Origin of the sequence: Fulvivirga sediminis (assembly GCF_016757215.1) — a bacterium.
In the GTDB taxonomy this organism is placed as follows: domain Bacteria; phylum Bacteroidota; class Bacteroidia; order Cytophagales; family Cyclobacteriaceae; genus Fulvivirga; species Fulvivirga sediminis.
In genome coordinates this window covers 197,597-218,842 of record NZ_JAESIY010000009.1, presented here as the reverse complement: position 1 = coordinate 218,842, position 21,246 = coordinate 197,597, and the positions used below count along the sequence as shown (strand labels likewise).

Annotated in this window: 17 protein-coding genes; 5 read left to right on the top strand and 12 right to left on the bottom strand. The window is 37.2% G+C overall.

Features of this window, described 5'->3' with window-relative positions; translation table 11 throughout:
• Positions 1-58 precede the first annotated feature (58 nt).
• The 6 genes from JL102_RS17085 to JL102_RS17060 all read right to left on the bottom strand — a co-directional run bounded on the left by JL102_RS17085 (position 59) and on the right by JL102_RS17060 (position 6,095).
• Positions 59-259 carry a hypothetical protein gene (locus tag JL102_RS17085; protein ID WP_202245651.1) on the bottom strand — a complete coding sequence of 67 codons (201 nt, stop codon included), beginning with the start codon at positions 257-259 and terminating at the stop codon, positions 59-61.
• Positions 256-1,650 (bottom strand): radical SAM protein, encoded by a 1,395-nt coding sequence (locus tag JL102_RS17080; RefSeq protein WP_202245650.1) that lies wholly within the window; start codon positions 1,648-1,650, stop codon positions 256-258. The genes JL102_RS17085 and JL102_RS17080 overlap by 4 nt, the downstream gene beginning before the upstream one ends.
• A 125-nt stretch (positions 1,651-1,775) precedes the next feature.
• The gene (locus JL102_RS17075; protein ID WP_202245649.1) at positions 1,776-2,354 is read right to left on the bottom strand and encodes a hypothetical protein; all 579 of its coding nucleotides are present in this window, start codon (positions 2,352-2,354) and stop codon (positions 1,776-1,778) included.
• A gap of 19 nt (positions 2,355-2,373) precedes the next feature.
• Positions 2,374-3,120 (bottom strand): hypothetical protein, encoded by a 747-nt coding sequence (locus tag JL102_RS17070; protein ID WP_202245648.1) that lies wholly within the window; start codon positions 3,118-3,120, stop codon positions 2,374-2,376.
• Positions 3,120-5,210, bottom strand: coding sequence for a M48 family metallopeptidase (locus JL102_RS17065; RefSeq protein ID WP_202245647.1), 2,091 nt, complete (start codon positions 5,208-5,210; stop codon positions 3,120-3,122). Before JL102_RS17065 ends, JL102_RS17070 begins: the two co-directional genes overlap by 1 nt.
• A 126-nt stretch (positions 5,211-5,336) precedes the next feature.
• On the bottom strand, positions 5,337-6,095 hold the full coding sequence (locus tag JL102_RS17060; protein WP_202245646.1) for a prolipoprotein diacylglyceryl transferase family protein: 759 nt from the start codon (positions 6,093-6,095) through the stop codon (positions 5,337-5,339).
• Positions 6,096-6,378: 283 nt separating this feature from the next.
• Here JL102_RS17060 and JL102_RS17055 point away from each other — a divergent pair, with 283 nt between their 5' ends.
• The gene (locus JL102_RS17055; protein ID WP_202245645.1) at positions 6,379-7,059 is read left to right on the top strand and encodes a tail fiber domain-containing protein; all 681 of its coding nucleotides are present in this window, start codon (positions 6,379-6,381) and stop codon (positions 7,057-7,059) included.
• A gap of 6 nt (positions 7,060-7,065) precedes the next feature.
• Positions 7,066-8,724: a zinc-dependent metalloprotease gene (locus tag JL102_RS17050; protein ID WP_202245644.1), complete on the top strand. Its 1,659-nt coding sequence runs from the start codon at positions 7,066-7,068 to the stop codon at positions 8,722-8,724.
• A 376-nt stretch (positions 8,725-9,100) separates the two neighbouring features.
• On the opposite strand, the gene JL102_RS17045 is transcribed toward JL102_RS17050, so the two are convergent.
• The 6 genes from JL102_RS17045 to JL102_RS17020 form a co-directional block, all read right to left on the bottom strand.
• Complete coding sequence (locus tag JL102_RS17045; protein ID WP_202245643.1) at positions 9,101-10,246, bottom strand: sensor histidine kinase; 1,146 nt, start codon at positions 10,244-10,246, stop codon at positions 9,101-9,103.
• Positions 10,247-10,580: 334 nt separating this feature from the next.
• A complete protein-coding gene (locus JL102_RS17040) occupies positions 10,581-11,696 on the bottom strand; it encodes a phytase (protein WP_202245642.1) in 1,116 nt (371 codons plus the stop codon).
• A 32-nt stretch (positions 11,697-11,728) separates the two neighbouring features.
• Positions 11,729-12,721: a hypothetical protein gene (locus tag JL102_RS17035; RefSeq protein WP_202245641.1), complete on the bottom strand. Its 993-nt coding sequence runs from the start codon at positions 12,719-12,721 to the stop codon at positions 11,729-11,731.
• Positions 12,722-12,739: 18 nt separating this feature from the next.
• A complete protein-coding gene (locus JL102_RS17030) occupies positions 12,740-15,805 on the bottom strand; it encodes a TonB-dependent receptor (protein WP_202245640.1) in 3,066 nt (1,021 codons plus the stop codon).
• A gap of 70 nt (positions 15,806-15,875) precedes the next feature.
• Positions 15,876-16,847: a FecR family protein gene (locus tag JL102_RS17025; protein WP_202245639.1), complete on the bottom strand. Its 972-nt coding sequence runs from the start codon at positions 16,845-16,847 to the stop codon at positions 15,876-15,878.
• A 105-nt stretch (positions 16,848-16,952) separates the two neighbouring features.
• Positions 16,953-17,501: an RNA polymerase sigma-70 factor gene (locus JL102_RS17020; protein WP_202245638.1), complete on the bottom strand. Its 549-nt coding sequence runs from the start codon at positions 17,499-17,501 to the stop codon at positions 16,953-16,955.
• A 693-nt stretch (positions 17,502-18,194) separates the two neighbouring features.
• Between JL102_RS17020 and JL102_RS17015 the strand changes: the two genes are divergently transcribed.
• From JL102_RS17015 to JL102_RS17005, 3 genes are read left to right on the top strand one after another with little or no spacing between them, the layout of a single operon-like run.
• The gene (locus JL102_RS17015; RefSeq protein WP_202245637.1) at positions 18,195-18,788 is read left to right on the top strand and encodes a TetR family transcriptional regulator; all 594 of its coding nucleotides are present in this window, start codon (positions 18,195-18,197) and stop codon (positions 18,786-18,788) included.
• 1 nt (position 18,789) lies between these two features.
• A complete protein-coding gene (locus JL102_RS17010) occupies positions 18,790-20,124 on the top strand; it encodes a TolC family protein (RefSeq protein WP_202245636.1) in 1,335 nt (444 codons plus the stop codon).
• 27 nt (positions 20,125-20,151) lie between these two features.
• The gene (locus JL102_RS17005) at positions 20,152-21,240 is read left to right on the top strand and encodes an HlyD family secretion protein (RefSeq protein ID WP_202245635.1); all 1,089 of its coding nucleotides are present in this window, start codon (positions 20,152-20,154) and stop codon (positions 21,238-21,240) included.
• Positions 21,241-21,246 lie beyond the last annotated feature (6 nt).

Genomic DNA, 21,246 nt, shown 5'->3' with positions numbered 1-21,246 from the left:
CAAGTCAAGTGCTTGAATTTCATCTTCATTAGTAAAAATGCTTTTGATAGAGCTTGATTTAGCCTGCCAAGAGAGTTCCGCAGATCCCTCCAGCAACGAGTAAATAAAGAGCGCTCAAGGTAAAAAGTACTTTAGCGCTTTTATTACTATTTCTCTTAACAGCAAACCCAATAATGGCCAGTAATAAAGGAGGGCCAAATATGATGGCTGCGAAAAAATATATTAAACCATTTAGGTTCATGTTATCTACAAGTATCATATTTCCTGATTTTGAAGTTGTTTTAAATATTCTTTTTTATCATCTCGGTAGAAGAGGTTCATGGTTTCAAAAGGTATGATTTTATTGTTTTTATCCACAATATGAACACATGACTTCTTAATTGCTCTTACATCAAAATTGTGTGCATCTACAAACTGCATTATGATAACTCTAAACAGGTTGTTGTAGCTCAAAGAAGGTGCTTTTATTTGCGGCAGACAGCAGAGAATAGAATGAAGCTTTTCTGTAGCGCCATCTACGGAATTACCCGTGCTAAAGAGCTCAATCATTTTACCTTGAAGGTGCTCATCTTGTTCATAAACTATCGTGTTACGGCTATTGTCAAGCAGATCTGCCGGATTAATATATCGGGTTAGAGGAAATACTCCATCTCCTAATTTGAGGGCATAACCCATGACCAAGGCATCAGGGTTGCAAGGTACTGGTATGAGATCATCTTCATTAAAGATAGGTGTTTGCTCTAAAATTTTCCGGCGGACTTCAGTAAGTGTTATTCTATCTGTTTCTGAGTTGAAATTATCTAGCCTACCAGCAATTTGTGTAGGTTGAAATGTAACTCCTCTTACGCATTTCTGTTTTAAAGCGAAGTCAATGGTTTTACCCATTTCGTCATCATTAAGACCTTTTTGTAAGGTTACTACTAGCGTGGTTGATAGGTTTAGCTCATTTAAATGTTCTAGTGCCTGTTCTCTAATCTTCCAAAGATCGGCACCTCTCAGAGTTTGTAGGGCTTCATTTTTGAATGAGTCAAACTGTAGGTAAAGCTCAAAGTCAGGCATATAGGTAGCTAACCTTTTTGCAAACTCAAAATCTTTGGCTATTTGTACACCATTGGTATTCACCATCAAGTGCCTTATGGGCAAAGATTTGGCGTAATCGAGAATCTCAAAAAACTGGGGGTGAATAGTGGGCTCGCCACCACTTAATTGTATCACATCAGGCTCTTTTTCATTTCTCACTACGGCATCTAACATAGCTTTCACTTCGTCTAGCGTGCGATGACGCCCATATGTGGGTGAGGAGCCTGCGTAACAGGTAGGGCAACTAAGGTTACACCTATCAGTTATTTCTACCACAGTAAGACAAGAATGCTGTTCATGATCAGGGCACAAGCCACAGTCATACGGGCAGCCATAGTGTGTTTTGGTATTAAACTGATACGGCATTTCTGATGGCTTGTTATAATTCCTTATATTTTTATAATATTCTATATCATCAGCTATGAGTACCTTAGAGTTGCCGTGTTCAGGGCATCTTTTGAGCATAAATACATTGCCGTCTTCAAATACTATTTTAGCATCAATTCGCTTCAAGCATTCCGGACACAGGCTAAGCGTAAAATCGTAATATGTATATTTTCTGACTGGCATTTTTTTATTCTAAAAATCGCAAAATTATTTCGATTGCCAAAATTATGTCAACGGCTATCAGGTATACATGATAGCCATTTACATAACGGTGAGTTTGAGCTTTAAAACGTACTGTTTTATTTTCACTAATCATGAATCAGTTTTCCAGAAGCATTGATCTCGTTATTATATTCATTTTTGAGTTTTACATCACAAAATTCTATGATGTAGTAATTATCGGTTTTTTCTATGTACACCTTTCCGCTGTATGCATAATAATCGTTGGAAAATTCATCGCCAATTAGTTCCATGTAAGCTGTAGACTCTTCGCCTTGAAAATTTTCCGTTATATCATATTTTTTGGAATTATAAGGTAAGTACCCTTCAAAACGGATTGAGAGTTTAAAGTTGTTCTTACCATTACTTTTTGTGGCAGCTATAACGTAATCGCTTTGAATGAAATAGTGTCTCACATATAAATCTTGGAACGTATATCTTTCACCATCTATAATAAGGGAATTTGATTCCAATTGCTCTGAACAATTTTCCGGCCTACATATCTTGCAAACTCCCCCGCAGTCTATGTCTTCTTCATCTTGATTTAAGATGCCGTCGTTACAGGTAGCTTTTATAATTCTTGCTGAATCAATTAATGGGTTATCCTGCTCTTGAAAGCATGCAGCAAGTAGTAGAAAAGTGATAAGGTAGATAAATATGTTTTTCAATTTGGATGAAATTTTGAGATTAGAAAAGTAAAGAACCAATGCCCAGTTTGAAGCTGAAGACATAATAACCAAATAAGCTTCTGTGCACGTTATACCCAGATTCCTCTTGTATCGTCCATTGGGGTTCTTCAAACATAAAATTGCCAGGCACGAATGCATAACCGAATTCTACTCCATAACTGATAAGTAGTGTGTTAAAAAATACATTTTGCTTACCGGCCTCATAGGTTAATATGAAATGTTTAAAATCATTAACGAACAGTTTTTCGTCAGAATCTTTATCATCATAGGTGTTCAGGGTTGCATATTCTAACCCTAAAGTTTGATAATAACCAATAGGAGCAATGGAGCCAGATTTCTTATGTAGAAAATACTTTATATGTAGGCCGAGAGAAGATCCTTTTAAAACGTCATCGTTATGTAAATGCTCATAGTCATTTTCTTTCTCTGGCTCTTCTTCATAAGCTCTTGTTGTTCCGGTTGTTAATAATTTATAGTCAATACCCAATGAGAGGTTTTTCCCAACCAGATAATCAAAACTTACTTGCGGGCGATAGTTGAAAGCCAAATAGTTTTGCTTTGTGCTTCGCGAATTCTCATCAATATTGAAGATGATGACATTGTTTTCATTTTGATTGATAAGAGCGGGAGTAGGATTTAAATTCAAGCTAAACGAAGCTCTTTTTCCCATAAATCCAGGTACTTGCGCCTCTGAAAAAAATGTTACACTTAGAAGTAAGGCGGTAGTTAAAAAAATTGATTTCATTATTTTCTGCCATGTTTAAGTTTGAAGAAGGTGTTGTAGAGGTTGGAGTGCATGAGAGATTTGCTATCCTTTATTTGCATACTTCTAATGTCGCTGGAGACTAGCTGTCCACTTTTTACGTCCATAGTGAATGAAATGTAGAGTGTTTCCTTTTCTGGAGATAATAGGTGAACAATAGTGTATGGTATAAGAGATGGAGCTAACAACGCTAAAGCAATCGCATACCCCTTATCATGCACCTTGTCTTTCATCGTTATTGCCCCTATCCATGTTAGGTAGGGCGTGTTATGCTTGTCTGCTACTCGTATGACTTCATTATGAATAGGACTTACCATTGATGTGTCTGAACCTATAAATTTTTCGCCTAACCACTCATTTACGATAGCATTGTCATTAAATGTTTCTACATCATTTCTGCCCAGATGGCTCATGTCTAGCTGATCCACTTTCATAGATAACTTACTACTTACTTTATTGATTTTTTTACCTAAGTCTTCCAATACATCTTCACTATCCGCATATCTGGCAGCGTCTTTTTTCTTCTTATTAATTTTAATGTAAGAAGGGTTAGCTAATATCGTTTTGCTTACTTTAGGCCCCTTCTGTTTTTTCTTTTTACGTCTCCTTTTTTTCTTGCTTTCAGTCTTATCAGTCGGCGTGTACTTTTCAAACCATTGCTTAAGGGCAGATTGATTATCGAATTCAGAGAATGCATAAGTATAATAGGCTTGCTTCCATTTGTCAGTTCCATTTTTAAATAGTTTGTCTCGCATGGTTTTATCCACTTTGACTAGCCTGGCTATACAATCTTCTATCATGAGTTTTACTTCTTCATCTTCTGGATGAGCTAAGTGTATTTTATATAGGTATTGGATGGCCCATATTTTTCTCTCTTCCTCAGACATTTCGTTATATAAATGCCTTATTTTTTGAATTTCTTTAGAAACAACGACTTTATCAGGGTTGAGGCCTTCGCGATAAGTAATACCGTACATCGCTTTGCCAATTACTTTTTCTATGAAGTACTTTTCGTCAGGGTATTCACTCAACAAGCTATAGCCCAAATAAAGAGCGTTATCATAATCATGATTTAGCAAGAATTGGCGGCATAGTTCTAATGTGGCAAGCTTCTTTGTGTTGTCAAAGCTGTTTTTCGATATGATATACTTTGTTCCACCGTCTACTGCGTATTTATTTAAAAGGGTTTTAATGTTTTCTTTCCTTTTGGCAGTATTGGGGTGTGTACTCTCGCTGTCATCGTAATCTTCGTCTGAAGTATATTCCTCAAAATCAGTGACTTTGTAGTCATCAGGGAATATATATTCTCCATGTTCAAAAAACTCATATTCAAAGGGTTGGTCGAGCAAAAGCTGATCAGACGTTTGTAGGATATCGAAAACTTGAATTAAAGAACTATCTTTAGCATAATTAGATTTTATGTAGCTAATAAGTCCCTCTGAGTCAGCTTCTATTTCTAGCTCTTTACTGTATGAGCTTTTTGCAATGTTTTGCTCGTCATTAGAAAATTTCCTAAAAGAACCTTTACCCTCGGTTATTTCAATATTCTTGATATAGTTGTTAATAACATGTTTCTTTTTATAATGAGTGGCTTCATGCGACAGAATAAAGGCCAGCTGAGCTTCATTTTGAAGTTTTGTGATCAAACCTATATTTACGAAAATGATTCCAGAATTTGTGGCAAAAGCATTTGGAATAGCTGATTTTACAGCGTAAACATGAACTTTAGAATCATCTATGTCAGGATCATTTTTAGAAACTTCGGCAAGAATAGCATTGAGATAATTACTAATAGGATCGTTAAACAGAACTTTTCCACTTAGCAAAAAATCATTGATGCTATAGCTACTTTTTAAGTAGAACTTCTTTTTTCCTTTTCTAACGTATCTCTTATCTTCTTTAGAGATGGAGGAGGTTGAATTTAAATACCGCAGAGAGAAACTCTGCGTGAAATCAGAAGGAATATATCCTTCCGGAAGTAAAGTAGTATACCCATTTTGGGCATAGAGTGAAGTGCAGCCTGCCACGGTTAAGCAGCAAGCTATAAGTACATTGAAAAAATAGTATTTCATTATGAAAATTAAAAAAGCCCACTATTTCAATTGAAATGCAGTTGGTTTAAAAAATATAAAATTACAAGACATTAATATGAGTTAGGCGCTGATTGTAAGCGAATAACCATCGAATTTGGTAGAGAATTATAATTTAAGATGAAGACTGTTCCCTATGCTTTTAACCTTATTATAAGGTAAGTAGTAGGCCCAGCAAACAATGCATAACCATTGAATACTACTCAGGCCGAGCACAAAGAATAGATTTGGTTTAATAAACTCAATCATGAATCTGAAGCCGAAGTAGCTGATCATGAAAATTTTAAAAACCATACCGCTTCTGTAGATTTTCCTGTCTTGAATATGTTTGATAATGATAAAAAGGATGATAAGAAAAACTAACTCATAAAGGGCGATAGGGTGCCTCATTATGCCATCTCCTAAATCCATGCCGGTGAAAAATGAGGTTTCTGATCCATAGGTAAATTCGTCTGTTCCGGATAAGAAACAACCGATTCTGCCTATGAAAATACCTAAGATAATAGGCAAAGTGAACAGATCACCGGAGCGCTGCTTTTCACCAATAATCATTTTCGTCAGCTCTACACCTAAGAGGCCACCGAATAGGCCACCCATAATTGTCTTTAAATTCCACAAGGTGATAATATCTTTCCAAGAAAGGTCAAAAAGGGGATTTTCTAAAAATCCAATGAGCCGGGAACCTACCAAGGCACCTATAGTTGCACCTAAAATTATACTGAGCCTGTTGTTGGATGAAATCGCATCATAAGATCGTTTTCTCAAATAAAGGTAGTACCTGAAGGCAATGAAAAACGCCAGATATTCTGTGATGAGATGTACATTGATACTATGGCCTGCAACTGTAGGGTGATAGGGGATAGACATGGTGCTTTCTGTATAAAACTCCTCTTACTGCTGTGTAATATTAGTGATAATTTTAATCATTTTATTGAGTATTATGGTAATTACAGTCTATTTAAGTTGCACGCAGGAAAATTATTAATAATTGTAAAATGCTATCAGTGAGGCTATGGTAATTAATAATATATATAAAATATGTATAATTTATTATTTTATCTCATACCTTATTATAATGAATTAAGTTATTATAATATATGATTTTATGCTTGTATATTTCTGATATTCAATCAACCTAAATCTATTTCTTATGAAAAAATTACTTTTGACTTTATTTCTGGCAATGGCGTCTTCAATTTTATTTGCGCAGTTCAGCGTTAACTCTAGTGGAGATTGCAATATTCCGCTAAATCGAGATCTTTATATTGGTAACTTTGGAGATAGCGGATATCGTATGCGCCTAACTACCTTAAGCAGTTATACAATTTTTGATTATAATCCCAGCTTGTACTTTCGGTCAAATACTAGCTCAGGCAGTTACCCAACAAGAGTTTTATTCACCTCTTCGGGCTTAGTTGGTATTAACAATTCTTCACCTTCATATAGGTTAGATGTGGGAGGTGATGTGCGAGCTATGAGTTTTATCACTACTTCTGATATTAGACTGAAGAAGAATGTGGAGCCTCTGAAAAATTCCTTATCTAAACTCTTGCAACTGGAAAGTATTGGCTATCAATATAATTCGGATATAAAAGTAGCTCGTATGACTCCTGAAGGCACGGAACAAGAATCTGTGGTGCCAGAAGAGGGAAATAGAAATCGAATAGGGTTTTCAGCTCAGCAGTTACAAAAAATATTTCCTGAACTCGTATATGAGGATGAAAATGGATATTTAGGAGTCGATTATACGTCTTTAATTCCTGTGTTGGTTGAATCAATCAAAGAGCAGCAGGTTGTGATAGAAAAATTACTTAAAGAGGTGAATAAGTAATAGACTATGAAAAAACTAATTATTCTAAATTTAGCCTTGCTATCGGTATTTTTCGTATCGATAACAGGAATGGCGCAACAGCGGTTATTTACTGAATTTTCTCAGCAGAGAAATACTATTGATGGTAAATCTGCTCAAATTTTGGAGAATGTAGGTAGAAAAGCTGTAGGTGAACAAGTGCAAGTATTGAATTTCAATACAGATGCTTTACAAGCTTCTCAGCTGCTTATTAATATACAAGGCAAAGAGTTCGAATTTGTTCTAGATGAATTAGACATTAGAAATAGTGATGATTTTTCTTGGCACGGACATGAAAAGGGTGGTGTGGGGTACATGGTGCTAGTATATTCAAAAGGCGAAATGGCCGGAAATCTATTTGTGAGTGGAAGAACCTATTCTATCTCTCCTTTTGGTACTGGAGCTGTTACGTTTTATGAGATTAATCCCGCTTCTTACCCACCAGATCATCCTGAAGGTGCCAAGCAGAAAGTATATGACATGACAGGTAATGCGGGTAGTGTCAAACAAAATGCTGAGACAGTAATCAGAGTACTTGTAGCTTATACCTCTTCAGCAGAGTCGGGTGTTGCTGGCCTTGGATACAGTGATATTACTCTTTTTCTGCAAGAAGCAATTAGTGAAACTAATCAGTCATTCATCAATAGTAATGTTGCGCACAGGTTAAAATTGGCAGTAAATATAGAAGTTGGTTATAATGAGTCATCTTCTTCAGAAAGAGATCTTGATCGATTTATATCTACTTCTGATGGGTATATGGATGAGATCCATTCTTATAGAAATTATTATTCTGCTGATGTTGGCGTTCTTATTATTAATAACGATGACTACTGCGGTGTTGCATCAGGCATTGGCTCCAATGCAAACAGTGCCTTCTGTGTAGTGCATTATGAGTGTGTTTTAGGATATTATTCTTTTGCGCACGAGATAGCTCATCTTCATGGTTGCAGACATAATTCAGAAGTTGACCCAAACACTTCCCCTTTTGCTTATGGACATGGTTATATTAGTCCTGGAAACTGGAGAACAATTATGGCCTATAATAATTACTGTAATTGTCCTCGTATTCAATATTGGTCTAACCCTGATATTTCCTACGGAGGAAGAGCCATGGGAAATAGTTCAACTAGTGACAACGCCCGTGTTCTAGACGCAACAGCACCTACTGTGAGTAATTATAGGACAGCAGTTACTAACCTTAATCTTGCCGGTGGTGCCAGCTTGGCCGATAATGAGTCGGGGGAAGCAATAGCAACTTCGTCTATTACTTTATCTTCCGGTTTTAACGTGGCTTATGGTGCAGTGTTTAAAGCGACTACAGGTGTACCCGCAGCAGGAGCAGCAATAGCTGAAAATACATTAATGTATGTGCAAGATAATGTTGTCAATGCTGATGCTATTGGAGAAGAGTTTTTACAGGTATTTCCTAACCCTACTACAGGTATGGTAGATGTAAAATTTATGAATTCTGATGATGAGTTTCAGATGGAGTTGTTTGATGCTAACGGGACGGAAATTTATAGAATGGATTATAGCAATCTGGAATCTGTTAGAATAAATTTATCGAATAAACCCAGCGGTATTTATTATATACAGATTAAGGATAGCAAAGGAGCTGTTCATTCGAAGAGAATTATATTAGAATAAACCAATGTAGAGCGAAGGTGGCAAAAGGCACCTTCGTTTGTTTTATGTTAACCGATATAATAGATAGTTATTTCCTTTTTATTAGTTTATCTGAAAAGTAATAGGCAGCACTATGCTTGTTTTTACAGGCTTTCCATTACAATTGGCCGGATTCCAGCTGGGCCTTTTAGATATTACCCGTTCGGGAAAAATATTGATTTTCAAAATGAGAGATTTTTTGTCCTTTGGCCATACAGCTTACCGCGCAGAGTAGAAAAAAGATAGCTGTTTCATCATTTTAAATAAACTTAGAGGCTAATTTATAAAAATAGCTTTATACACCGAGAGTTGTTAAGTAAAGCATGATGTGAGCTATTCATAAATAAGTTTTTCTTGACTAGGCAAAAGCAAGACCGGCTCTTTTTTTGCCCTTTTGGTTGTAATACTTATAAAGTTTAGCAGTAAAAGTGGTGCCTTTATCAGAATTACTTTCGATTGAAATTTCTCCGCCATGTGCTGATACCACCATTTGTACCAAGGTAAGGCCCATTCCCCAGCTGGCTATTCTCATGTCTGTGGGCGACCCGTTACTTTTAAGGAAGTTAAATATCTCTTTCTGTTTTTCTTTAGCTATGGGATTGCCATGGTTATGCACACTTATACATACTACATCTGCCTCATCTTTTACTTTTATGGTTATGGGTAAGCTAGCATTACCATATTTAATAGCATTGGTAATGAGATTTTCCAGCATTCTACGAATAGCCGTACCATCAAAAATTCCTATTATACCCTGATCAGGGACATCCATAATTATTTCACAAGAATATATGTCTTGCGCTTCTTTATAGATCCATTCTATATCATGCAAGATGTTTTCTTCTGTGAAATTTAGCATCATGCCTTCTCCTGATTTTATACTTATGGTATCAAGCAGTCCTTCGGCAAGTTTGAGTGTTTTTTTAATGCTTCTAATTGATGTGCGTTGTAACTTGATAAAGGTCTCATCATCTAAGTTTTTCTCCATCATCTCTGCTGAAAGCAGAGCTACAGTGAGAGGATTGCGTATGTCATGCGCTAATGTGCCCATTAGCTTTGTCTGCATCTTTTGAATAGATTGAGTAAAGGACTCTACGGATTTCAAGATACATGTTTCAATTACATATTTTAATAAATTAGAAACTGGGATGCTGAGTAGGTTATTTTGTGCTAGAAAATCACTTAAAGTCCGGTGAAAGATGATATATTCATGCACTACCTGTCCTTGTGTATATGAAGTACTTGCGGAACGATGTCTACCATGGTTAATGCTGTTGGTGAGTATTTCATTATACGTGGTGTCATCAGAGATTTCAGCTTCATTTTTAAATTCACTATATCTCTCTAGAATATCGGCAATATCATTAATAATATTAGGAAGGTGATCATATAACTCTATGTTATTAGCTTGGTTAGAAGCAAATACCTTGTTTGTTACGCTTTCTTTCCATATAGTCATAATGGATGATATATTATCCTTTAGACACCCAGAGGCTTGTTTCATACGAATTCTATTCAAAAGTTATTTTATTATCTGCCCAACATAACATTGAAATATTTGGCAGTATGCAAACGCTTCTGCCAAGCTAAGGCTTATATAGTGCCTTTTCCTAGATTTATCTCTTCTATTAATTAGAACGCTAGCCGTTTCCAAGAATACTATTTGGTCTGTTTTAGTTCCAATAGTATGTGAAATAATTAATTGAGTTGTGTGTTAACCTGTGAGTAGGATTCAACTATGTGGTGGCAGTACTAGAGAACGGCGGTAAGGGGTGGTAAACCCCGGGTGACCATTTGCAATGAAAGTGGCCACCCTTATGGGGCAAACAAGGAATGTCTTATTTCTGAGCTGTTATTTGAGCTTCTTCTGGCTTTACTTTGCGCCAGTCGTAGATCTGAAAGGTTTTGTCGTCAGACATGGCTACAAAGAAGCCTTCAGGATATTTTTCTCCAATGGCCACGCTTGTTACTTCATTACCATCACTTTCTAAGGTGGAGGCGTATAATGATTTTACTAGCTTATGCTCATGAGGATTACCATTACTTCCTTCTCTAGTAAAAAAGTGAAATATATTGGCAGCCTGGTCTGAAACTATTATATAGCCAGTACCATCATCATGTTTGTAGATAGAAATGCCTTCGTTATCTTCTGTGAATAAGTCTCCGTTTCCGAAAAGAGCAAGTTCTACATTAGAGCTGTCTGGGTGGGCATAATATTTTTTCACACCTACTCCTTCGTCAGAATAATAAACATAGCCTTTTTCTGAGTCTACAGCTATGGCTTCTATTTCACGACCAGCGTAAGAACCGAACTTTCTCACTAACGTGCCCTTTACATTGCCATTACCATCATCTTCCAAAAGGTATTGCCATAGATATGTGCCATCTTTAGGGCCATCTTTTCTACCTGCTATGGCATAAATATTTCCAGTAGCAGGATCAGTGTACATAGATATTCCCATGGGGCCTCTTAGTTCTTCTCCTTTAAAGATTTCAATGCCTCCGTTATCCACAGGCTTCATTTCTGGTAAAGAGAAAATTCGTAATGAATTAGTATATCTTTCAGTGCAAACGGCTATATCAGTTGCTTTTCCATTCAGATTTAGGCCATAAGCAATGTCTACATTGTTAGGACGAGCGATATTTTCAATGGTTTTATCTCTAAGAATTTTGCCTTCTAAATTGAAAACGAATAAAGCACCATCTCCATCATCACCACCTTTATCTGTACCTACAATCAGGCTTTCTTCCGGGTTTTCCGGATTTATCCAGATGGCAGGATCATCAGTGTCATGCTTTACCAGCTCGGTAGTTACATCTGGAGTTACTTTAGAAATTTCCTCCTGCTCTACTTCTTTAGCCTCTATATCTTCCTTTTGCTCCTGCTTAGGGTGGTTACATGCCCAACCTAAGGATAAAACTAATGCTGTATAAATACTTAGTTTAATATTCATTTGGTTAAATTTTATTGTATGGGATTAAAAAATTAGTCTTTAATAAATGTGAAAGTAATGCCACTTTCTGAAGTGAAAAGTTCATCTCCTTCTTCATACTGATCTTCATCAATAATTTGATAGAAAGTGATTTCCAGTTCCTCTCCATTGATAGTGTAGGAAGCAGTTATTAGATATTCCAACTCTTCTTCTACACCGTCATCTGTGATGATGTGGTCTCCGCCAATTTCCAACTCACCTTCTTCAGCTTCGTATTCACCTTCTATTTCAAGGTGAGTTTCTTCTTGCTCTATTTCACCTTCTTCGCAAACTTCTTCTATCTCAGGATTTTGAAGTTCTACTTCTATTTTCATTTCTTCAAACTCAAATTCCAATGATACAGCACCGGTTATGTCAGCAAAAGAAAGGTTGGTTAAATCTTCATTTATAGCTCCTAAAACTGATTTAAAGGCTTCGAATTCATCTTCTGAATTAAGATCTAAAACCCAGGCACCAGCTACATCATTTTCTAGCACTTCATATTCAAACGTAGCGGCTTGGTTGAGTAAAACATCAGCCTGAGAGGTAAGTTCTGTTATTTCAAAAGTGAAACCTCCTTCAGTATCATCAGCGCCAGGAAGGGCAAATTCTATTTCAAACTCTTCAGGTACTGTGCCCAGGTCTTCATCTACTATCAATATAATTGTTGATTCTACAAAGGGGAGCTCACGCTCATATTCACAATCACCATCTTCTACTTTATATGTTACTTTACTGATAGAAACATTGTCTACAAAGCTGCCTTCCGTATCTGTAAAAGCATAGGTCAAATTGACTTGTTGGTGAGGTAATTCTCCAATGTAGTCCGCGAATTTCACTTCTAAACCATAATCTTCTTCATCGGGCAAAGCGGCTCCTTCTTCAGCGTCTAGTACTAGCCTGAAGGGGAAATTATCATCATTAGGCTCTACGTCTGGTTCACTATCATCACAAGCACTTAAAGTAGCGAGGCCTAAGAGAAAAAGGTATATTATTGATTTTTTCATTTTATAAAGCATTATAAATTAAAGGTCGAACTTAAGGCCTATTCTTGACCACCAAGAATAAAACTCTCTTTGAATCACCATATCTTCATTACCCATATAAGCTTCAAAAGGAGCATTAGTCAGGTTAAGGAATTCGGCAAACACTCTGAATTTATTGTTAATAGCATATCCCATCGTCCAGTCTAGCTGAAGTCTTTCACTTAAATAGATGTCTTCATCTGGTTCGGAACCGATCTCTTGTAAATAAGAACCGCGATAGTTAGCAGAAATGCGAGTGTTAAACTTGCCCAAATCATAACTGATTGATATGTTACCCACATGCTTAGACTGACCGGGTAGGTTGATCTCTTCTTTGTTTTCTTCTCTGATCAGCTCAGCGTTAGAGGCCGTATAAGTGTAATTAAGATAAAGGCCTAGACCTTTAAGTTTACCAGGAAGAAAGGTCATATTTTGTTGATAAGCGACTTCAATACCTACCAGATCTGCACCACCACCGTTTACAGATTGGGTAATGCGCATGTTGGTAACATCATCAATGGTTTGATAGTTAGTGCGGCTGTAAATGAAATTATCTAACCTTTTGTAGAAAAGCCCTCCGGAAATAATACCTATTGTTCCGAAGTATTTCTCTCCCATAAGATCCAGGTTAAAAGCACTTACCGGCTCCAACTTAGGATTACCAATGGTTCCTTCTCTTTCTCTAAGCTCTATAACGTTTTGAGGAACTATGTCTTCAAAATTAGGTCTTGCATAAGAGAAGGTGGCAGCGGCTCTCAGGTTAGTAGTGTTGTTCAGGTTGTATTTTAAATGAACCTGAGGCAGAATAAAGTCATAGCTGGTGCCGCCTTCTTCTGCTAATACTTCGTCAAAATCACCGTCTTCATCATAAATAACAGAGTTGGATTTGTAATTAACATTGGTATGTTCATAACGAACTCCACCCAATAGCATCAGCTTTATAAATTGAATTTTTGACATAATATATGCGGCATACACATCTTCTTCTGCTTCATATGATTCACTGTTTTCGTCTTCTATTTTAGATTCTGTATCCAGAGCAAATCCTGATCTATTGGCATTAAAAAACCTCAATACTTTTCCCATATCAGCATGAGCCGCTATCTGGTAATGATCATCAAGGAAGTGTTGATCTACTAAACCACCCTCAAACTGACTTAGAAGTAAGTCGTCGGCACCTTCCCATTCAAATGTGTTTTGTGTTACGGAAAGGCTTTTGTCCTTTAACCTAACTTTACCTCCAAATTTTAGAGCCGCTTCGTTGTTGGCCAGCGTATAGGGAAGATTAATATTAAACTTGCCGCTTATGTTACGGTCTTTGGCAAGTGTGTTGCCTGTTTCTAGTTCATCAAACTCGTAGTTATTATTATTCAGATATGCGTTTTGTGGAGTGTAAGAAGTACTACCATTTACTAAGGCCTCTTCATCTTCGAAAACAGAGGTCATTACAGGCCATTTGCTATCACTAAAGTCGGTGCTTAGTTGGTCTGGCTTACCAATGAAATTAACTTCATTGTCAAAAGGAGTATCTTGCTGGGCATCAGAATAGGACACTTCATAGTCAAAAGCCAGCTTAGGAAAGGCATGCTTACCACCTAGGCTAACACTGCTAATTGTTTGAGACTCAAACCTGTCTTTCATAGACCTTTCGATCTCATTATCCTCGAAAGGAGAGTTATCTGCGTTAGGCACAAAGACATATCTTCTTCTCCACTCACGATCTGTGAATCGGTTATAAATACCTCTCACATATATTTCGCTATTTTCTGATAAGTGATAATCAATGGTTCCGCTCAAACCGAGGCGTGTACGGGTTAGTTCATAATCTCTAAACTCTAATTCACTACCATCCCTCTCCCAGTTGTCAGATCCTCTGTCAGTAAAATAATAGCTGGAGTTTAATAGAATACCCAGCTGCTCCGACTTGCCAAAACGCTGACCGTATTGCAAGGATCCCTGTGCGTTAGGTTTATCCATCAGGTTATTATAACCACCCACGAGATTACCGCTAAAGGAAGCATTTCTGGTTTTTGCTGTTCTTGTAATTAGGTTAACGGATCCACCAATAGCATCACCATCCATATCAGGAGTTAATGCTTTAGAAACTTCAATAGATGCTAGCTGATCGGCAGGAATAGCATCAAGAGCGATAAAACGAACACCGGCCTCTGGAGATGGTATTTGTGCTCCGTTGATATTGATGTTTGTAAACTGAGGAGCTAATCCTCTCACCAAAACATATCTACCTTCGCCCTGATCTCTTTCCACAGAGATAGCAGGTACTCTCTGCAGTGCTTCGGCCACGTTAGGGTCAGGGAATCGACCAATTTGCTCAGCGGCTACAATGTTTTTTATGTTATCAGCAGTTTTTTGTTGGTTTAGAGCTTTTGCTTGTCCTTGCAATATGCCTACCACCATTACTGCATCCAGCTCCTGAGTATTTGATTTTAGCGTAAAGTCTTTAACTATTGTTTCTCCCTCTTTTATGGATATGGTCTCGGTTACAGTTTGGAAGCCGATGTAACTCACTTCAATACTTACCTCCCCACTGTTTACCCTCAGGCTGTATTCACCTTCAGTATTAGATGCGGCTCCGTAGTTAGTTCCAGACACTTTTACAGTTGCTCCGGGGAGTATATCACCGGTTTCACTATCGGTTACTCTTCCAGTTATTATTCCTCTTTCATCTCTGGTATTAATCAGGGTTGGTTTAGCTTTACTTACTATCAGGTTATAATTGATTTGCTTTATAATAATATCACCCTGATTAGTAATATGGCTGAGCAGTTCTCCTAGGTTTTGATAAGGCTTATTAATGTTAACCTCTTTTTGTAAATTTATGCGGTCTTTGCTATAGGTAAAACGATATTCAGACTGCTGCTCTATTTCTTGAAAAAACTGAGAAAGCTTTCCCTGCTTCCTTTTAAGCGATATTTTTACCTTGTATACACTCTGAGCTGAGGTAGTACTTGCTAATAGTAAGTTACTTACCAGTGCTTGTATAATAAGCCCATACACCAGGTATTTGCCGAGCATTTTCATAGACTTCAGTAAAATTTTCTTCATAGAATTATAAAGTTTAAGGTAGTTCCCATTAGTCAGTTATCAGATAGAAAGATTATTTTAGATTATTGAATTAATGGCATCCGCTTCCATATAAAATGTAAGTGTCCGCATGCTTTTTATATTGAATATTCGTACTCAACTCCAGTGCTTGTAATACGTGAGGAAGAGTTTCTTCTTTAAATGAACCAGTTAGATGACATTGTCCCAGCTCTTGGTTTTCTAGTATTATGCTTACCCCATACCAATGCATTAGTTGATTAATCACCCTAGCTATACTCGCATTATTAAATAGTAAGGTGTTATCTCTCCAAGCAAGTGTCTGTTCTATATCTGCTGGTTTTTCAGAAAGCAGTTTCTCAGATTTTTTATATACTGCGGCCTCATTCGGTTTAAGCGTTAATTGCGCTCCTGAATTCTCTGATACTTTTACCGTACCAGTAGCCACAGTAACTATGATCTCAGGCTCATTAGAAAATGCATTGATATTAAAGCTGGTGCCGAGTACTTTGGTGCTAACCTCTCCGGTGACAACTATGAAAGGGTGCTTTTCATCTTTTTGCACGTTAAAAAAAGCCTCTCCAGTTAATTTTACTAACCTAATGTTGTCATCAAATACTTCCGGATACTCCAATGAGCTGCCGGCATTCAATTTTACCATGGAGCCATCAGGCAATTGAAAAGTAGATTTTTGACCGTATGGGTTGGACTTGACGATCGTGGAAATGTGTAAAGCACCTGAAGAAGAGACTTGCCAGAGAATAAGTGAAGAAATAAGCAGTAGGCCTATAGCTGCAGCAGTGTTTAACCAAACAGGCCAGCTAAGTCGGTCCGTTTGGTGAATTTTATTATTGAGTTTGCTTAAGCCTATCCCGGCGTCAAAATATTTTTCGTCCCTATATCTGTGTTCCCATAGTTTAATATAATCATTTAGCTTTTTAGCGTTCTCACTATTATGAGAGAGCCATTGATAGAGTTGCTCTACTTCTTTGGTAGAGGCTTCATTGGCCAAGTACTTAGCTATAATTTTTTCTATCTCTTGCATTAAACATTAGATCGTTTAATGTCATGAGTGAATTATGGCAGTAAGACCCCTATCAGGAGGTGTTTATGAAATTGTTAAGAGTAAATTGGTTGTGATAACACTATGTTAATCTTTCTCTAATTGATAGCTTAAAATGGCTTCTCTGATGAGCTTTAGCGACTTACCCATCTGATTTTCTACCGTTTTTATTGAAATATTGAGAACCTCAGCAATTTGAACATACTTAAGTCCATCTATTTTGTGCATCTTAAATATGAGTTTACATTGGCTTGGTAGAGCCTCGTAGGCCCGTTGATAGAGTGTGTTTAGTTCGTTGAATAGTAGGTGAGTTTCCGGATTATTAAAATCTTCTGTGTTTAAGGCGCTATCTATATTTTCAGATATAAACGGCCTTTTTTTAATATGTAGAAGAGCTTTATTTCTTGCTATGGTGAAGAGATAAGATTTTGTGTTGGAATGAATAGTGAGCTTTTTTCTTTCAGCCCAGATTAAGAAAAATACGTCTGACACTATCTCTTCGGCACTTTCAGGATCAGTTATAAGGTGATTTACAAAGTTACAAAGAGATGAATAGTACTTCACAAAAAGACTTTCTAAGGCCTCTTTGTTACCTTTTTTGATTTTATTAAATAATATCAGATCAGGTTCTTTCATTGGTGCAAAACTTGCATGAAACACCGAGTGCTGCAAAAAATAGAGGTTAACAAATGTTTATCAAATGGAACATGTGTTGAGCTAATCGTTTACTTGTTATTTATATTGATCCTGATGGGTAATTAAAGGTTTCCAACTAGAATCACGATCAAAGCCGTCTATAGGATGGTTATTAATAACGATATGCTCTGGGTATGCGTCTTCCCGAAATAGCGTAATTTGTTCTTCTTTTATATACTCTTCTTAAGATGGATATTGTGCTTTCAGTTCATCGTTCCATTCTTTGACTTCACAGTTGAGGCATTCAAGTTCGTAGATCGCCTTCAGGCCACATACTTCACATCCGTTAAGCGAGCTCAGTTATTTGTTGACAAAGGCATAGTTAAAATTATCATACCCTTTTGGCACTTCTCTGATTAGTTGATGCCAGCCTGTCCAGGTTTTAAGTCTATGATTTAGGCTTTTCTCTGGAAAAAGTATACGATAAATGAAAGAAGCTTTAAAGCCCATGATGAGAGTTAATTGTAAAAGGGCTATTTAAAGATGAATTGCATTAATTATCAAAGCTCAAGAAAGTTTTAAGATCAAATCGATTTTGGTTATATCCGTTTTGTGCGAAACTTAAAATTTAAACGATCGTTTGAATTTAAACAAACGTTTAATTAATTTTGAAGCTTGTTTTAAACTGAACTTATGTCTAAAGACAAAATATTGAAAGCTGCGGATATGCTTTTTGTTGAAAAAGGCTTTGATGCTACTTCTATTAGGGAGCTGGCGCAAGAGGCAGAAGTAAACATTGCAATGATTTCTTACTATTTCGGCTCAAAAGAAAGTCTACTTGAAGAGATTATTGCTAAAAGATTATTTTATACTCGGGAAAGGATTGAGGAGTATAAGAAAATGGACATTCCTGCCATTGAATTGCTGTTTAAGTTAATTGATTTATATGTGGATAGAATTCTATCACATAAGAAGTTTAATATGATGCTTCATAGAGAGCTAAGCCTCAGTCAGAGGCATGATCTACACGAAAGAATATTGGATGGGTTGGAACTCAATTGGAATGAGATAAAGAAAGTAGTAACAGATGGGCAGAACGGGGGAGTCTTTAAAAAAGAAGCCGATGTAGAAATGGTTATTATGACCATTTTTGGATTGATCAATCAGTGTACTCAGGGAAAAATTACAGAGAAATTGATCTTTAGAAATAAAGAAGAGCAGGATCTAAAACCACGTTTGAAACGACATTTAAAAAGTATTTTAAGTAGTTATCTTTTAGAAAAGTAGTATGAAAAAGAGTTGTTTGATAGCCTTGATGGGCTTTTTTACTTTTACTCTGTATGCTCAGGATGAACAGCATTTGAATTTAAAAGAAGCCGTAGAGCTGGGCTTAGAAAATAGTAAGTCGCTTAAGGTGGCTTATGCTTCAGCAAAGGAAGCTGAGGCCAAATATTCAGAGAGTAAAATGGATCAGTATCCGGAATTGAGCATTTCAGGAGCACACATGCGAGTTAATAAACCACACATTGAAACTCACCTGGGAGGTGAAGGGCAAGGTGAGGGAAGCACGGTCACTCCTGATGTCTCTTCGGTAACTTACGGAATGGCAGATCTTACTCAGCCATTGTTTAGTGGCTTTAGAATTCGAAATGCGGTGAAGATGTCCGAGTATTTGAAAAGGGCTTCTGAGCTAGATGTAGAAAATGAAAAAGAAGAAGTAGTGTTTAATGTCATTAGCGCCTACTACAACTTTTACAAGTTACTTTCTACTCAGAATCTCGTAAAGCAGAGTCTGAACGAAGCTGAGGAAAGGGTAAAGCTTTTTACTAGTTTGGAAGCGAATGGAGTGATAACTCGTAATGATTTACTCAAGGCCCAGCTTCAAAAAAGTAACATGGAGCTTAATCTGTTAGAAGTAAATAATAATATTGATGTAGCTAACTATAACTTGGGTATTCTTCTGGGATTGGAGGATGCTACGATTATTACAATTGATACCGCAGAAATTTCGAAATTAAGTGCTAATGAGGTAAATGAAATTACCTACTACATGGAGCAGGCAGGAGGTCAGAGAAACGACCTCGAAGCTAGTAAAAATAGGGAGCTTGCCGCTAATAACAGTATAAAAATAGCAAAGGGATCTTACTACCCTTCATTAGCACTTACTGCTGGCTATGTCGATGCTCATATTCCCAATGTGGCCACTATTACCAACGCCGTTAATGTGGGGCTAGGTCTTCAATATAATCTTTCAAGTTTATATAAAGGGCGTAGTCATGTGCAGCAGGCCCAGGCCCGTGCTGATCAGGCTTCTATCATGGCAGACATGCAGTGGGATAATGTGAGGCGCGAGATCTATAGAGATTATGCTAATTATCAGAATGAACTCAAGAAGCTGCAGACTTTAGAAGTAGCCAGCAGTCAGGCTACCGAAAATTACCGAATTACCAATAACAGCTATAAAAATAGTGTGGCCCTACTTACAGATGTGTTAGAGGCTCAGGTGCAGCAGCTTCAGGCACAGGTGAATGAAATGCATGCTAAGGCTGATGCTACCATCAGCTATTATCAGCTTGCTAAGGACTCAGGAATTTTAAGTGAAGAAGTTAATATAGAAAAATAATTACCAATAATAAAGATGAATACGCCAATGGAAAAGCCGGAACAAAATAATAAAAAGGGTAATAAGTTATTCCCTATTATTTTTGCCGGAATTGTGCTTGTAGGCCTTGTTTATGGAGCTTTTAAATATATCCATTCCCTACATTATGAAGAAACAGAAGATGCTCAGCTGGAAGCTGATATTAGCCCGATAATTCCTAAAGTATCTGGCTATATAGAGAAAGTATATATTGATGATAACCAGGAAGTGAAGAAAGGAGATACCCTGGTAATATTAGAATCAAAAGACTATCAGATAAAAGTGGTGCAGGCAGAGGCGGCTTATGAAAACGCATTGGCTAACCTGGAAGTGGTAAAGTCAGGAGCTACTAGCTCTAATGCTAATGTGAGTACTTCGCAAGCCAATATTGCTACAGTGCAGGCTAACATAGAAGCTGCTAAAGTAGATCTATGGAGAGCCACCCAGGATTATAACAGATATGAAAACCTCATAAAGGATCACTCTATCACCCAGCAGCAGTTTGATCAAGTAAGGGCCGCTAAAGAATCGGCAGAGAAAAGGCTTGAAGTACTGGAAAGGCAAAAGTCGGTAGCTTCTCGTCAGAAGTATGCTAACCAAACAGCTAGTGACGTTTCAGTTAATAATATAGGTGTGGCTGAAGCTAATGTTAAAATGAGCAAGGCTCAGTTAGATCTAGCCAAGCTTCAGCTCTCTTACACCATACTTACAGCACCTATTAACGGAGTTATCTCTCAAAGACACGTAGAAGTGGGGCAGTTTGTACAAGCAGGACAATCATTATTTGCCATTGTTGAAGATGATGATATCTGGGTAGTGGCTAACTTGAAAGAAACGCAAATGGAGAAGATTCGTCCTGGTCAGGAGGTAGAAATCTCTGTAGATGCAGTGCCGGGAATTAAATTTAAAGGCAAGGTAGAGTCTATTGCAGGGGCTACAGGAGCTAAATTTTCACTGCTTCCTCCTGATAATGCTACTGGTAACTTTGTGAAAGTGGTACAAAGAATACCTGTGAAAATAGAGTTAGAAGAAGGACAGGAGAATATAGATAGGCTTAGAGCAGGTATGAATGTGATAGCCGAAATCGCTCTCGACTAATTAATT